Raw genomic sequence first — 15,517 nt, 5'->3', positions numbered from 1 at the left:
GACTCGCCCCATGACGCCTGATCGTCTCATGACGCCGGATCGTCTCATGCCGCGTTTGTATTCTCGCGCAGCAGCCGCTCGGCGGCGGCGCGCGCCTCGTCGGTGATCGTGGCGCCGGCCAGCATGCGGGCGATCTCCTCCTGCCGCGCAGTCCTGTCCATCTCGGCAATTCCGGTCGCGACACGGTCGGTGCTGCCCGATTTGGAGATCAGGAAATGTGTTGCCGCGCGCGCCGCCACTTGCGGCGCATGGGTGACGGAAAGCACCTGGACGCGCTTCGACAGCCGCGCCAGCCGCTGGCCGATGGCGTCGGCGACAGCGCCGCCCACCCCGGTGTCGATTTCGTCGAAAACCAATGTCGGCGCCGAGCCACGGTCGGCCAGCGCCACCTTTAACGCCAGGAGAAAGCGCGAAAGCTCGCCGCCGGAGGCAACCTTCATCATCGGCCCGGGCCGCGTGCCAGGATTGGTGCGCACCCAGAACTCGATCTGGTCGATGCCCTCTTCCATGCGCGCCTCGGCCTCGCTCTTCATCTCGACGATAAAGGCCGCGCGTTCGAGCTTCAGCGCCGGCAGTTCGGCCATCACCGCCTTGGTCAGACCGACCGCCGCGGCATGACGAAGCGAGGACAGCTGTGCGGCGGCGATGTCATAGGCTTCGCGCGCGGCGGCCGCCTGCTTTTCCAGCCCGTGCAGGCGTTCTTCGCCGGCATCGAGATCGGCGAGATCGGCAACCATCGTGTCGCGCAGCTGCGCCAGGTCATCGACGGCGACGCTGTGCTTGCGTGACGCCGCGCGCAGCGAAAACAGACGTTCCTCGGCTTTCTCCAGCCGCTGCGGATCATACTCCGTGGCACGAAGCGCGGCCTCGACGCCCGACTGCGCCGCGTCGAGCGACAGCATGGCTTCATCCAGCGACTTCACCACGTCCTCGAGCAGGCCGGGCGCTTCCGTCGCCTTGCGCTGCAGCCGTCTCAGCAGGCTGGCCAGTTGCGGCAAGGGCGAGGACGGGCCCGACAGCACATCCTGCGCGTCGTGGATTTCGGAAGCGATCTTCTCGGCGCGCATCATGTGGGCACGCAGCTCGGCAAGTTCGGTTTCCTCGCCCGGCTGCGGATCGAGCTTGGTCAGTTCGGCAACCGCGGCGCGCAGATAGTCGGCTTCGCGCGCGGCGGCTTCCACCTTGGCGCGATGGCGCGTCAGCTCCTGCTGGGCGGCGCGCCAGTGCCGCCATGCCTCGCCGGTCGAGCGGACGGCGCCGAGATGGCCGCCGAAAGCATCGAGCACATCGCGATGCGCGCCGGGATCGACCAAGGCGCGCTCGTCATGCTGGCCGTGAATCTCGACCAGGGCGCGGCCGACATCGCGCATCAGCGTCACGGAGGACGGCTGGTCGTTGACGAACACACGGGTCCGGCCATCCGCCGTCTGCACGCGCCGCAGGATGACGTCGCCATCATCCTCGATGGCGTTTTCGGCGAGCAGCGCGCGCACCGGATGGTTGCGCGGAACATCGAACACGGCAATGACCTGGCCCTGGGACGCGCCGTGGCGCACCAGCGAGGCATCGCCGCGCGCGCCGAGCGCCAGCGACAGGGCATCGAGCAGGATGGACTTGCCGGCGCCGGTTTCGCCGGTCAGCACGGAAAGGCCCGGCTGGAAGTCGATGTCCAGCTTTTCGATCAGGACGATATCGCGGATCGACAGTCTGGAAAGCATGAGAAACCGGACCTATTGCATGCCGCCCAAAAGTGGACCCGGTTTCGGGATAACGACAGGCACGAAAAACAAAAGTATAAAGCGGCACCCGACAGTTGGAGTCGCAGCGCCGCACTATCTTTTTGTTTGAGCTTCGGATCAATCCGAAAAAGCGCGCTGCGCGCTTCGCTCGGAGGCTCCGCGGTCAGGCGCCGGTGATCAGCTTCCCGGCCTTGGATATCCACGACCCGGCATTTTCACGCGGCGCCAGCCCGTTGCTCTGCAGCAGCTTGTAGGAATCCTTGTACCACGAACTGTCGGGATAGTTGGTACCGAGCACCGCGGCCGCCGTCTGGGCCTCCGAGGTCAAGCCCAACGCGTAATAGCTTTCGGTGAGGCGCGCGAGCGCTTCCTCGACATGGCGGGTGTTGGAATAGTTTTCGACCACGGTGCGGAAGCGTTTGACGGCGGCGATGTACTCGCGGCGCTCCAGATAATAGCGGCCGATCTGCATTTCCTTGCCCGCGAGCTGGTCGTTGGCGAAGCGGATCTTTTCCTTGGCATCGTCGACATATTCCGACGTCGGCCAGCGCGTCACCAGGTCCTGCATCGTCTGCAGGGTCTGGCGTGCTTCCTTCTGGTCCTGCGTCACATCCTTGATCTGGCGATAGTAGCTCAGACCAATGATATACTGGGCATAGGCCGCGTCATCCGTGGACGGATAGAGAGCCAGGTACCGCTTCGCCGACTGGATCGCATCGTCGTAGCTGCCCTTTCGATAGTCGGCGAACGCGCCCATCACCATCGATTTGCGGGCCCATTCCGAATAGGGGTGCTGGCGGTCGACCGCGTCGAATTTCTTGCTTGCCTCGTCCAGGCGGCCGGCGTTCAGATTGGCCAGGCCCTGATTGTAGAGAACGTCGGCCGGTTCGGTCTGGTCGACATAGGTCGACAGGTCGATGTCTTTTTCCGACGACATGCAAGCCGCCAGAAAGAGCGATGGAACAACCACCGAAAGCGCTAGGAAAACAGACCGCTGCGGCGCTTTCGATTGACCGACTCGCTTGAAGAACATGATTGGATTGCGCCCTTTCGGCGTTATTTTAATGCTCGTTGCATGCAGTTGTCCCAAAACTGGTCCCCACCTTTGAGCGACATGCACTAATCGACGGCAGCAGCCATAAACCATAACCGCCTTGCCCGGCAACGCTATGTCCAGCCAATCGCGCATTTTTGTGGCGGCGGACCGTGGCGTGAAAATCTACGCAATTTCGCCGATGGATGATGCATTCATGCAACACCCATACCGCCATGGAATCCGAAAAAGATTAAGAAAATCAGATCATCCAGGGCGCATAGAGAGGCGCATTGACGGCGTTCATCTCGGCGGCGCGACCACGCTCACGGCGTGTCGTCTCGACGATCTCGAAGGCGGTGCGGTCCGACAGCAGGCGCCGCAGTGCGGCGGCGTTCAGCCGATGGCCGCCGCGATAGGAGCGGAAACAACCGATGAAGCGCGCGCCGGCCAGCGCCAGGTCGCCCATGGCGTCGAGCGTCTTGTGGCGCACGAACTCATTGGGATAGCGCAGGCCGCCCATATTGATGACGCGGTTGTCGTCACCGATCACCAGGGAATTTTCCAGCGAGGATCCCAGAGCATAGCCGGCGGCCCACAGCCGCTCGACGTCCTTCATGAAGCCGAAGGTGCGGGCCCGCGCGATGTCGCGGCGGAAAATATCGGCGTTGATATCGGATGCGAAGAGCTGACGGCCGATCGCCGGGCTTTCGAAATCGATCTCGACCTCGAAACGGGTGCCGTCATAGGGCCTGAACTCCGCCCAGGAGGCGCCGTTCTCGATGCGGACCGGCTTGACCACCCTGATATAGCGCCGCTTGACGGCCAGCATCTCGATGCCGGCCTGGTCGATGGCTTCGACGAACGCCATGGCGCTGCCGTCGAGGATTGGGACCTCGTGGCCGTTGATCTCGATGATGACATTGTCGATGCCGAGCCCGAACAGGGCGGCCATGATGTGCTCGACCGTGGCGATGTGCTCGCCCGAAGGATCGCCAAGCATGGTGCAAAGGTCGGTGGCGCCGATCTCGGAAAACAGGGCGCGGAACTCACGGCCCTGCCCGTCTCCATTGAGGAGCGCGAACACGATGCCGGTATCGGCATCCGCGGGCAGGAAACTGATGGAAACTTCTTTGCCGCTGTGAACGCCGGTGCCTGTAAGCGACGCGCGCGTCTTCACTGTCGTCTGGTGGTCGTGCAAGACAATCCCCATGAGCCCGTAATGCCTAGGTCCGCTTCTCCAGCCCGAGGGCGCGGCTCTTGTTAAATCGGCAGGCAGGGCGACTTCCCCCGAAATCCCGGCAAACCGACTATGGTAGGCAGCGAAGATAATGTCCCGGCAGGGAGACTCCAAATCACGGTTTCTTACTCTTTGTAACCGCGAACTGGAACATGTACGACGTCATAACCCGTTGATTACGCTGTCTTTTAAACGTTAACAGGCAAGCAATTTCTTGCCTGCCTGTTAACAATTGTTACAGTCCGTTAACCGCTCAGTTGGCCTGGCGGCGCAGGAACGCCGGAATCTCCAGCTGATCGTCCTCCTGAGTCGCCCTGGTCTGCGGCGTCAGGCGGCCCTGATCGTCCAGCTGGCCGCGCCGCGGCGCGTAAAGCTGGGCGTCCTGGCTGGCGAGGCGGCGCACTTCCGGTGCCGCCTGGCGCAGCTTGGGCTCGCGCGGTTGCGCCGGCTGCAGCCGTGCGGGCTCCTCCTCGCGGCGGGTCAGGCCATTGGTCAGGCGCTTCAGGAGGCCCATCGGGCCGCTGTTCTCGTGGTCGGCCGGGCGGCTCTTGGCGTCGACCTCGGCCTTGACGACCGGCGGAAAGTCCTCGACGCGCGGCATGCGCTGCGGCGCCATCGCCACCGGCTGCTGGACCTCACGCAGCATTTCGCGCGGCTGCGGAGCCGGCTGCATCATCTGCTGCACCACCGGCTGCACCATCGGCTGCGGTTGTGCGGGCGGCGCCTGGAAGATCTTGCTCTGCGGGCGGAAATCGTCCGCATGGGCGACAGGAGCCGGACGAGCCTGCGCCACGGCCGCGGCATTGGCTTCGGCCAACTGGATGGCTTCGGCGACCGGATCGGCGGCGCGCGGCTCATACACCGTCTGCTGGACCGGCGTCGGGCGGCTTTCCACAGGGGCGACGGCCGGCCGGGCAGCCTGCTTCGGCGGGGAGGTCCGGATCGAGATCGGCGCCGCGGCGATTTCAGCCGCCGACTTGTCGATGCCGGTGGCTACCACCGAGACGCGGATGACGCCTTCGAGTTCCTCGTCGAACGTGGCGCCCAGGATGATGTTGGCGTCCTGGTCGACTTCCTCGCGGATGCGGGTCGCCGCTTCGTCGACTTCGAACAGGGTCAGGTCGCGGCCGCCGGTGATCGAGATCAGCAAGCCCTTGGCGCCCTTCATCGAGGTCTCGTCGAGCAGCGGGTTGGCGATCGCGGCTTCCGCCGCCGCCATCGCGCGGCCCTCGCCCGAAGCCTCGCCGGTGCCCATCATCGCCTTGCCCATCTCGCGCATCACCGAACGCACGTCGGCGAAGTCGAGGTTGATCAGGCCTTCCTTGACCATCAGGTCGGTGATGCAGGCCACACCGGAGTAGAGCACCTGGTCCGCCATCGCGAAGGCGTCGGCGAAGGTGGTCTTGTCATTGGCCAGCCGGAACAGGTTCTGGTTGGGGATGACGATCAAGGTGTCGACGCATTTCTGCAGCTCCTCGATGCCGAAGTCGGCCGTCTTCATGCGGCGCTGGCCTTCGAAGTGGAACGGCTTGGTGACGACGCCGACAGTGAGAATGCCCTTCTCGCGCGCTGCGCGGGCAACAACCGGAGCAGCACCCGTACCGGTGCCGCCGCCCATGCCGGCGGTGACGAAGCACATATGGGTGTTGGTGAGATGGTCGAGAATCTCGTCGATGCACTCTTCCGCCGCCGCGCGGCCGACTTCCGGCTGCGATCCGGCACCGAGCCCCTCGGTGACATGCGCGCCAAGCTGGATCAGCCGAGAGGCCTTCGACATGGTCAGCGCCTGCGCGTCGGTGTTGGCCACGACGAACTCGACACCGCGCAGTCCGGCGGTGATCATGTTGTTCACGGCATTGCCGCCGCCGCCGCCCACACCGAACACGGTGATGCGCGGCTTAAGCTCGGTGATGTCCGGCTTCTGCAGATTGATAGTCATTGTCTCCGTCCTTTGCCTTTCACGCCGCTTCGCCGCCGCGGCCGCCTATGGGGCTGTCCCCGTCAATTAGAAACTGTCTCTCAACCACTGACTCATGCGATGCAGTTTTCCACCCGTTCCGGTCATTCTGAGACCGGAAATGCCTTTCGCCGGATGGCTCTCGAAGCTCGCCATCTGCGGATAGATCAGAAGCCCGACCGCGGCCGAGAAAGCCGGGCCTTTCGCCGCTTCGGGCAGGCCCGCCACGCCGAGCGGGCGACCGATGCGTACATTGCGCCCCAGGATGCGGCGCGCCGCTTCCGGCAGGCCGGCCAGCTGGCTGGCGCCGCCGGTGAGCACGACGCGCTTGCCGACCGCATTGCCGTAACCGGACTTGTTCAACCGGTCACGCAGGAGTTCGAGCGTCTCGTCGATGCGGGCGCGCACGATGCGCGTCATCACCGAACGCGGGATCTGCAGCGGCACGTCGCCATCGTCGCCGATCGGCTGGATCGAGACCAGATCGCGGTCGTCGGCGCTGCCCGGCAGCGCCGAGCCGTGCATCACCTTCAGCCGTTCGGCGGCGTCGAGCGAGGTCGAAAGTCCCTTGGCCATGTCGAGCGTCACATGGTTACCGCCGATGGCGATGGCGTCGCCATGGACGAACTTGCCTTCCGAAAACACCGAGATCGTCGTCGTGCCGCCGCCCATGTCGATGCAGGCGGCTCCGAGTTCCAGCTCGTCGTCGACCAGTGCCGCCAGCCCGCTGGCATAGGGCGTCGCCACCATGCGCTCGACCGACAAATGCGAGCGGTTGATGGAGAGCTCCAGATTGCGCATCGGCGCCGCATCGCCCGTCAGCACGTGCATGTCGACGCCAAGCGTGTCGCCCACCATGCCACGCGGATCGCGCACGCCACGCTCGGCATCGAGCGAGAAGCCGACGGGCAGCGAATGGACCACCTCGCGCTCGGCCTTCAGCGCCTGCTTGGCACCGGCGCCGAGCACGCGCTTGATGTCGGCTTCGTCGGCCTCGTGGCCGCCAAGATTGATGGTCGCCGAGAAGCTTTCGCTCTTCAGCCGGCCGGCGGTCATGTTGACGATCAGCGAATCGACCGTCAGCCCGGCCATGCGTTCGGCGGCATCGACGGAGAGGCGAATGGCATGCTCGGCCCGGTCGAGATCGACGATGACGCCGGACTTCACGCCTTGCGATTTCTGGTGGCCGATGCCGATGACCTGGATGCGATGCGAGCGGCCGCGCAGGAGCTTGCCGTCATCGTTCGGCTTCAGCTTGGCCACCATGCAGCAGACCTTGTTCGAGCCGACATCCAGCACCGTCAGGGTGCCCGACCGGCGCGACGAGGCATCGCCAGAACCGCCAAGCCAGCTCATATCTTCGTCTCCGGCTTGCGCTTGAGGGTTTTCGGCTTCTCGTTGAGCGCGGCTTCGCGCTGCGTCGCCGCCTGCGGCGTCAGCTCCACGACCAGCCGGTCTGTCAGGCGCATGTCGACGGCGGCGATGTCGCGCGACAACAGCCCCTTGTCATGGTCCATCTTGACGAGTTCGGCGAGCGCCTGGTCCTCGTCATCCTCGGGCAACTTGATGGTGATGCCGTTGTCCAGCTTCAGGTCCCAGCGCCGTTCGCCAACACGGACATAGCCTTTGATGCGGCTGGCGAGGTCGGGATAATGTTCGATCCTGGCCAGGAAATCAGGCGCCTTGGCGGGCGCGCCGGTGCCGATCAGCAGCGGCAGGAGCACCTGCTTGCCGCCCGAGAACGGCGCGATGACGGCGCCATCCTTCTCGATGACGGAGAGGTCGTTGCCCTGCTGCCAGAGCGCGAAAGCCGCACGCTCCTCGACGCGCACTTCCAGCGTGTGCGGATAGACCTTGCGCACCGCGGCAACCTGGATCCAGGGCAAGGTGGCGATACGCTCCCGCGCGGCCTCGGCGTCGAAGCCGATCAGCGACGTCCAGCCATCGAGTTCCAGCCTGTCGAGAATGTCGATCTCCGAAGTCTGACGGTTGCCGACCACCTTGACCTGGTCGACCGCGAAGCCGGTGCGGGCGGTGATGCTTTGAATGATCCCGTCGGCGTGACCGCCGAGGTAGGCGCCATAGGCGCCACTCGACACCAGCAGTACCGACGACATGATCGCGGCGGAGAAGCGCGGCGCCTGGAATTCACCATCGCCCAGGCGCGTCAGGATGCGTACCGGGCGGCGAAGCACGCGCGGCAGAACGAAATGGTCCAACGACAATGGCAGGCCGAACAGCGACGGCCCGGCCGCGCCCCTCACCTTACCCTGTCCCCATTTCAACGCAGACACGAAGCGTCCTCCACCATCCAACTCAACAATTCACCAAACGAATGCCCGGCATGGGCGGCAATTTCAGGCACCAGAGACGTCGGCGTCATACCCGGCTGAGTGTTGACCTCGAGCCATACAACCTCGCCATTTTCGGAGTGACGATCGTCATAACGGAAGTCCGACCGGGAAACGCCCCGACAGCCGACAGCTTGGTGAGCCTTGAGCGCCAGTGTCTGTATTTTTTGGTAAATATTCGGTGAAACTTTTGCGGGGCATTCGTGTTTTGATCCGCCCGCGACATATTTTGAATCATAGTCGTAGAAGGAATGGCCCGTCGGGATGATCTCGCAGACGCCAAGCGCCACATCGCCCATGACGGCGCAGGTCAGCTCGCGCCCATGGATGTAGCGCTCGACCATGACGGTATCGCCATATTTCCATTCGGACGACCCGATCACCTGCGGCGGATGCGATTGCCCCTCCGACACGATGACGACGCCAAAGCTCGACCCCTCGCTGACCGGCTTGACCACATAGGGCGGCTTCATCGGGTGCTTGTTCTGGATGGAGAACCGATTGGCGACCTTCGATTCGGCAACGGGGACGCCGACCGATTTAACGATCTTCTTCGCCTGCTCCTTGTTCATGGCAAGCGCCGAGGCGAGCACGCCGGAATGGCTGTAGGGAATGCCGAGATATTCAAGGATGCCCTGGATGGTACCGTCCTCGCCAAAAGGCCCATGCAGCGCATTGAAGGCGACGTCAGGCTTGAGCTCGGCAAGCACCGAGCCGACATCGCGCCCGACATCGACGCGGGTGACCTGGTAACCCTCCTGCTCCAGCGCATCGGCACAGGCCTTTCCGGAAGACAGAGACACGGGCCGCTCGGACGAGAAACCTCCCAGCAATACGGCCACATGCTTGCTTTTCATTCCCCGTCATCCCCTCTCACCGCGGACCAAAAACGCAAGATTTCCGCAACATTGAGTCCGAGTCTCCCGGCAGGTTGCCCCCCAGACGGAAAACGCTGAAACGCGTCGAACGACTCAAATCAGGAAACGCTTTAGGGCAGAGAATCAGAGAGTTGATTCACTGGCAAGCACTTATGATTCCGAGAGATTCACTTTCTGAGAAAACAGATGCGAAAACCGTGTCGCTGAGTCTTTGCAGCAACGATTTCACGGCATTTCGATCCCCTTGAAGTTCACGCATCACATGAACTTCAAGAGGCGCTAGAGAAGCTGGCCGAGGAACTCCTGGACGGCGTATCCGGAACGGAAATTGCCGATGCGCTTGATCTCCCACTGCAACCGGATGCCGGAATGCTCGAGCACCCGGGCGCGCACCGTCTCGCCGAGATATTCGAGCTCGTAGCCGGTCGCGGTTCCGGTGTTGATCATGAAGTTGCAGTGCATCGGCGACATCTGCGCACCGCCGATCATCAGCCCGCGGCAACCCGCCTTGTCGATCTCCTTCCAGGCCGACGTGCCTTCCGGATTCTTGAAGGTCGAGCCGCCCGTCTTCTCGCGGATCGGCTGCACGGTCTCGCGATGGTTCTGCACCGCATCCCTCGCCGCCTTGATCACTGCCCTGTCCTCGGCAAAGCCTTCGAAAACGGCCGAAGTGAAGATCAGCCCGGCGGGCGCCGCCGAATGGCGGTAGGCATAGCCCATCTCGGCATTGCTCAGCGTTTGGGCGTTGCCCGCGCGGTCGAGCGCCCGCACCTCGACGACGCGCTCGCGCGTCTCGACGCCGTTGGCGCCGGCATTCATCCTGAGCGCGCCGCCGATAGCGCCTGGAATGCCGTGATAGAAATGGAAGCCGCCAATGCCGGCCTCGAGCGCCACCGCCGCCATGCGCTTGTCTGGCGTGGCGGCACCTGCCTTGATCCTGATCGGGGAAACGACTTCGGCCTCGCCGAAGCCCTTGGCCGAAAGCCTGATGACGAAACCCGGAATGCCGCCGTCGCGCACCAGAAGGTTCGAGCCGACGCCAACGATGGTCAGGGGTATCTCTTCGGGAACGGCTCTGAGGAAGGCCGACAGATCCTCCTCGTCCGCAGGCTGGAACAGCGCCTCGGCAAGGCCGCCAGCCCGGAACCAGGTGATCTTGTCCATCTCGGCATTCGGCGTGATGCGGCCGCGCAGACCGGCTAGCCGGTCGCCAAGTCTGTCGATCAGGGCCTGGCCGTTCATCATGGCGCGGCAAGCTCCTTCGGCAGCGCGTACGCCCATTGGGTGATATTGCCGGCCCCGAGGAAGACGACGAAGTCGCCGGGCTTGGCGATGTCGCGGATGACGGGCGCGATGTCGGCCGGCCCCTCGATGTAGCGGGCGTCCCGATGGCCGCCGGCGCGGATACGCGACACCAGCGCGTCCGATGTCACGCCGTCCATCGGCTCTTCGCCGGCGGCGTAGACCGGGGCGACCATCACCGTGTCGGCGTCGTTGAAGCAGGCGGAGAACTCGTTGAACAGATCATGCAAGCGGGTGAAGCGGTGCGGTTGGGCAATGGCGATGACACGCCCGTTGGTGGCGCTGCGCGCCGCCTTCAGCACCGCCGAGATTTCGACCGGGTGGTGGCCGTAATCGTCGAACACGTCGACACCGTTCCAGGAACCGGTGTGGGTAAAGCGGCGCTTGACGCCGGCGAAAGACGACAGGCCTTTCTTGATCGCCTCGGCCGACAGGCCGAGTTCATGCGCGACCGCGATCGCGGCGGTCGCGTTGGAAACATTGTGGCGGCCGGGCATCGGCAGGCGCAGGCCCGAAATTGCCGTCTGGCCGCGCCCCTTGCGGTCGCGGATGATCACGTCGAACTCCGAGGTCGCCCCCGCCATGCGATGGTTGGTGAAGCGCACATCGGCCTGTGCGTTCTCGCCATAGGTGATGACGCGCCGGTCCTCGATGCGCCCGACTAGCGCCTGCACTTCCGGGTGATCGGTGCACATCACTCCGAAGCCATAGAAAGGCACGTTCTCGACGAACTGGCGGAACGCTTCGCGCACATTGTCGAAATTGCCATAATGATCGAGATGCTCGGGATCGATGTTGGTGACGACGGCGATGTCGGCCGGCAGCTTGAGGAAGGTGCCGTCGCTCTCGTCGGCTTCGACCACCATCCACTCGCCATCGCCCATGCGGGCATTGGTGCCGTACGCATTGATGATGCCGCCATTGATGACGGTCGGGTCGAGCCCGCCGGCCTCGAGCAGCGTCGCCACCATCGAGGTCGTCGTGGTCTTGCCATGCGTGCCGCCGATCGCCACCGCCTGGCGAAAACGCATCAGCTCGGCCAGCATCTCCGCGCGGCGCACGATCGGCAACAGCTTTTCACGCGCCGCCTTCAGCTCCGGATTCGACTTCTTGATCGCCGTCGAGACGACGATGACCTCGGCGTCACCGAGATTCTCCGGCTTGTGGCCGACGAAGCATTCGATGCCCTTGTCGCGCAGCCGCTGCACATTGGCGCTGTCGGCCTGGTCGGACCCCTGCACCTTGTAGCCGAGATTGTGCAGCACCTCCGCGATGCCGCTCATGCCGATGCCGCCAATGCCGATGAAATGCACGAGGCCGATGGTCTGCGGCATCTTCATGGGTGCGTCCCCTTCCTGAAATCCGATACTGTTTTGCGGGACGCAATAGCCTCTGTGAGGTCGGCGAGCAACCGCGCCGCGTCGGGCCTGCCGACCGACTTGGCCGCGGCAGCCATCGTCGCCAGCCGCTCCGGTTGGTCTATCAGGGCGCCGAGCAGTGCCGCGATGCGCTCGGGCGAAAGCGAGGATTGCACATGCACTTCGCCACCGCCGGCGGCCGCAAGGGCGGCTGCATTGGCCGCCTGGTCGTGGTCGAGCGCGAAGGGATAGGGCACCAGCAGCGCCGGCCGGCCGATGACGGCGATTTCCGACACGGTCGAGGCGCCGGAACGAGAGATTACAAGATGCGCCGCCGCTATGCGCGCCGCCATGTCGGTGAAGAACGGCGAGACCTCGACGGCGACGCCGAGCGCGGCATAGGCCGCCTTCACCCGCGCCACGTCGTCCGCGCGAGCTTGTTGGGTCACGACAAGGCGCTTGCGCTGTGCGTCGGAAAGCAGCGCGATGGCCCCTGGCATGGCATCGGAAAAGAATTGTGCGCCCTGGCTGCCGCCGAACACCAGCAGGCGGAAGGGCTCATCCCCGGTCGAAGCCGCGTAAGGCGTCCTGGCCGCTTCGAGCACAGCCGGCCGGACCGGATTGCCGGTCGTCACCGTTTTGGCGCCGGCCGCGCTTTCATCCTGCGGCAGGAAGCCGCCGGCGATCGCGTCGACACGGCCGGCCAGCGCCCGGTTGGCGCGGCCCATCACCGCGTTCTGCTCGTGGATCAGCGTCGGCACCTTGCGCCGCGTCGCCGCGTAGAGCGGCGGCAAGGTCGGATAGCCGCCAAAGCCGACCACGGCCTCCGGCTTGACCCTGCCGATGATGGCGGAGGCCTGACGCACGCCGCTCCAGATTTTCCAGAAGGCGCCGAGCAGGGCGAAGGGATTTTTCGAGCCTAACGTCGCCGACTGGATCGGATGGACGGCCGCTGCAGGAAAATGGGCGGCAAACCGTTCGGCCCGGGTGTCGGTCGCCAGATGCACCGCCCAGCCGCGATCGAGGAGTTCATGCGCCAGCGCTTCGGCTGGAAACAGATGTCCGCCGGTTCCGCCCGCCGCGAGAAGGATAACGCCTCTGGCCATGTCACTCCGCCGGCATGGCGCGCTGCGGCAGGGTAAAGCCCATCTGCTTGCGCTTTTCCGGCCGCTTGCGCGTCAGCGCCAGCACCATCCCCATCGAGATGGCGATGGCGATCTGCGAGGAGCCGCCATAGGAGATGAAGGGCAGCGTCATGCCCTTTGCCGGCACCAGCTGCAGGTTGACGCACATGTTGATGACGGCCTGCAGGCCGAACACGGTGACCAGACCGCCGACCGCATAACGGGTGAAGTCGTCATGCTCCTTGAGCGCCGTGTTGAGACCGCGCAGCACGATGAAGGCGAAGATCGACATGATGAAGAAGCACATGATCAGCCCGAACTCCTCGCCCGCGACCGAGAAGACGAAGTCGGCATGGCTGTCGGGGATGACCCGCTTGACCGTGCCCTCGCCCGGCCCGACGCCGAACCAGCCGCCATTGATCAGCGCATCGCGGCCCATGTCGACCTGGAACGTGTCGCCTTCGCCGGTGAGGAACTTGTCGATGCGCAGCGCGACGTGCGGAAACACCGTATAGGCGGCGAAGACGCCGCCGACGCCGGCAGCGCCCAGCACGATGATCCAAAGCCATGGCAGCCCCGCCATGAAGAACATGATGCCCCAGGTGCCGGTGGTCAGCATGGTCTGACCGAGGTCCGGCTGCGCCACCAGCAGCGACACGACCAGCACCAGGAGCAGCATGGCGAACAGATTACCCGGAATGTCGGGCTGGCGCTTGTGCTCGGCGAACAGCCACGCGCACATGATGACGAAGGCCGGCTTGAGGAACTCGGACGGCTGGATGGACAGGCCGGCAAGCGACACCCAGCGGCGCGCGCCCTTCACCTCGACGCCGACATAGAGCACCGCCACCATCAGCACCAGCATCAGGCACAGCATAATCAGCGACATGCGCCGGATCTGCCTGGAATCCAGGAACGAGACCGCCAGCATCACGCCGAGCGCAGGCACGGTGAAGATGATCTGCCGGGTGGCGAAATGGAAACTGTCGAGGCCGATGCGTTCGGCCACCGCGGGACTTGCGGCGAAGGACAACACGATGCCGAGCCCCATCAGCGACAGAAACGCCGCCAGGAACCAGCGATCGATGGTCCACCACCAGGTTGCGACCGGACTTTTGTCGAGACGGCTCTGCATTATCGTGCCCCTCCGATGGGTTTGACGCCATCCATAGCGCTCGCAGCTTGCCTGAAGGCTTCGCCGCGGACCTCGAAATTCTTGAACTGGTCGAAACTGGCGCAGGCCGGCGACAACAGCACCACCGCCTCGCCACTGTCGTCCTTGGCCGCGTCATGCGCGGCATGCTCCACCGCTGCCGCCAGCGTGCCCGAGATCTCGTAGGGCACGGCCTCGCCGAGCGTCGCCGAAAAGGCGGGCGCCGCCTCGCCGATCAGATAAGCCTTGGCGATGCGCGGGAAGAAACCGCGTAGCGGCTCGATGCCGCCTTCCTTGGGCAGGCCGCCGGCGATCCAGTAGATGCGATTGAAGCTGGACAGCGCGGGTGCGGCGGCATCGGCATTGGTCGCCTTGGAATCGTTGACGAACAGCACATGGTCCTTGCGGCCAACCTGCTCCATGCGGTGCGCCAGACCCGGGAAGCTTTCCAGCCCAGACTGGATCTCGCCAAGGTTGAGCCCGACCTTGAGGCAAGCGGCGACGGCGGCCAACGCGTTTTGCGCATTGTGCTGACCACGCAGCGAGCCAATGCCTTCGAGGAAGGCTACCCGGCTGTAGCGGCCGTGCACGGCTTCCATCAGATTGGTGCCGTCGGCGAAATAGCCGTCGGTCAGCGGCAGGCGCTTGGAAATGCGGACGACCTGCCGCCCTGCCCGCTCCAACCGATCGGCGATCTGCGCGCACCAGGAATCGTCGATGCCGATGATCGCCGTCTCGCTGCCCGCCACCAGCCGCTCCTTGATCGAAGCGTAGTGCTGCATGGTGCCGTGGCGGTCGAGATGGTCGGGCGTCAGATTGAGCAGGATGCCGGCCGTCGGATTGATCGAGGGCGCAAGGTCGATCTGGTAGGACGAGCATTCGACTACATAATGCCGGCCAGGCTTCGGCGGATCGAGCGTCATCACCGCACGGCCGATATTGCCACCCATCTGCGTGTCGCGCCCGGAGGCTTGAAGGATATGCGCCGTCAGCGCCGTCGTCGTCGACTTGCCGTTGGTGCCGGTGATGGCGATGAAGGGAGCATCCGGCGCACGCTGCGTCCGTTCCCTGCAGAACAGCTCGATATCGCCAATGACCTCGACGCCGGCCCCGCGCGCCAATTCCACGGTCCAGTGCGGCTTGGGATGGGTGAGCGGCACGCCGGGCGACAGCACGAAGGCGGAAAAACCGGCCCAGTCGGCGCCACGCAGATCGCCGGTGGCGATGCCGGTGGCGGCCGCCTTGGCGACGCTGCCGGGATTGTCGTCCCAGGCCAGCACCTCGGCGCCGCCCTCGATCAGCGCGCGCGCCGTGGCGATCCCCGAGCCGCCGAGCCCGAAGAGCGATACACGCTTGCCTGCGAATGATGCGGCGGGGATCAA

The 15,517-nt window shown here is 64.6% G+C and carries 12 protein-coding genes; all 12 read right to left on the bottom strand.

Annotation, left to right across the window (positions count from 1 at the left end; translation table 11 throughout):
* Positions 1-44: 44 nt before the first annotated feature.
* Positions 45-1,718 carry a DNA repair protein RecN gene (gene recN / locus FJ943_RS25810; RefSeq protein ID WP_140714589.1) on the bottom strand — a complete coding sequence of 558 codons (1,674 nt, stop codon included), beginning with the start codon at positions 1,716-1,718 and terminating at the stop codon, positions 45-47.
* Positions 1,719-1,902: 184 nt separating this feature from the next.
* Positions 1,903-2,772 carry an outer membrane protein assembly factor BamD gene (locus tag FJ943_RS25805; RefSeq protein ID WP_015317218.1) on the bottom strand — a complete coding sequence of 290 codons (870 nt, stop codon included), beginning with the start codon at positions 2,770-2,772 and terminating at the stop codon, positions 1,903-1,905.
* 262 nt (positions 2,773-3,034) lie between these two features.
* On the bottom strand, positions 3,035-3,985 hold the full coding sequence (lpxC, locus tag FJ943_RS25800) for a UDP-3-O-acyl-N-acetylglucosamine deacetylase (RefSeq protein ID WP_140615639.1): 951 nt from the start codon (positions 3,983-3,985) through the stop codon (positions 3,035-3,037).
* Positions 3,986-4,265: 280 nt separating this feature from the next.
* Entirely contained in the window at positions 4,266-5,951 is a 1,686-nt protein-coding gene (ftsZ, locus tag FJ943_RS25795; RefSeq protein WP_140726124.1) for a cell division protein FtsZ, read from the bottom strand.
* A 66-nt stretch (positions 5,952-6,017) separates the two neighbouring features.
* Complete coding sequence (ftsA, locus tag FJ943_RS25790) at positions 6,018-7,325, bottom strand: cell division protein FtsA (protein WP_015317215.1); 1,308 nt, start codon at positions 7,323-7,325, stop codon at positions 6,018-6,020.
* On the bottom strand, positions 7,322-8,263 hold the full coding sequence (locus FJ943_RS25785) for a cell division protein FtsQ/DivIB (protein ID WP_140726121.1): 942 nt from the start codon (positions 8,261-8,263) through the stop codon (positions 7,322-7,324). Before FJ943_RS25785 ends, ftsA begins: the two co-directional genes overlap by 4 nt.
* Positions 8,251-9,177 (bottom strand): D-alanine--D-alanine ligase, encoded by a 927-nt coding sequence (locus FJ943_RS25780; protein ID WP_140726119.1) that lies wholly within the window; start codon positions 9,175-9,177, stop codon positions 8,251-8,253. The genes FJ943_RS25785 and FJ943_RS25780 overlap by 13 nt, the downstream gene beginning before the upstream one ends.
* 300 nt (positions 9,178-9,477) lie before the next feature.
* Positions 9,478-10,443, bottom strand: a complete 966-nt coding sequence (gene murB, locus FJ943_RS25775; RefSeq protein ID WP_140726116.1) for a UDP-N-acetylmuramate dehydrogenase — start codon at positions 10,441-10,443, stop codon at positions 9,478-9,480.
* Positions 10,440-11,840, bottom strand: coding sequence for a UDP-N-acetylmuramate--L-alanine ligase (murC, locus tag FJ943_RS25770; protein WP_140726112.1), 1,401 nt, complete (start codon positions 11,838-11,840; stop codon positions 10,440-10,442). The genes murB and murC overlap by 4 nt, the downstream gene beginning before the upstream one ends.
* Positions 11,837-12,964 (bottom strand): undecaprenyldiphospho-muramoylpentapeptide beta-N-acetylglucosaminyltransferase, encoded by a 1,128-nt coding sequence (murG, locus tag FJ943_RS25765; protein ID WP_140660918.1) that lies wholly within the window; start codon positions 12,962-12,964, stop codon positions 11,837-11,839. Before murG ends, murC begins: the two co-directional genes overlap by 4 nt.
* Before the next feature lies 1 nt (position 12,965).
* A complete protein-coding gene (ftsW, locus tag FJ943_RS25760; RefSeq protein ID WP_015317209.1) occupies positions 12,966-14,117 on the bottom strand; it encodes a putative lipid II flippase FtsW in 1,152 nt (383 codons plus the stop codon).
* On the bottom strand, positions 14,117-15,517 hold the full coding sequence (gene murD / locus FJ943_RS25755) for a UDP-N-acetylmuramoyl-L-alanine--D-glutamate ligase (RefSeq protein ID WP_140660917.1): 1,401 nt from the start codon (positions 15,515-15,517) through the stop codon (positions 14,117-14,119). The genes ftsW and murD overlap by 1 nt, the downstream gene beginning before the upstream one ends.

It is taken from the genome of Mesorhizobium sp. B2-3-10 (assembly GCF_006442275.1).
Classification (GTDB): Bacteria; Pseudomonadota; Alphaproteobacteria; order Rhizobiales; family Rhizobiaceae; genus Mesorhizobium; species Mesorhizobium australicum.
Note: the sequence above shows the minus strand (reverse complement) of the source record. Positions and strands in the feature narration are given on the sequence as shown.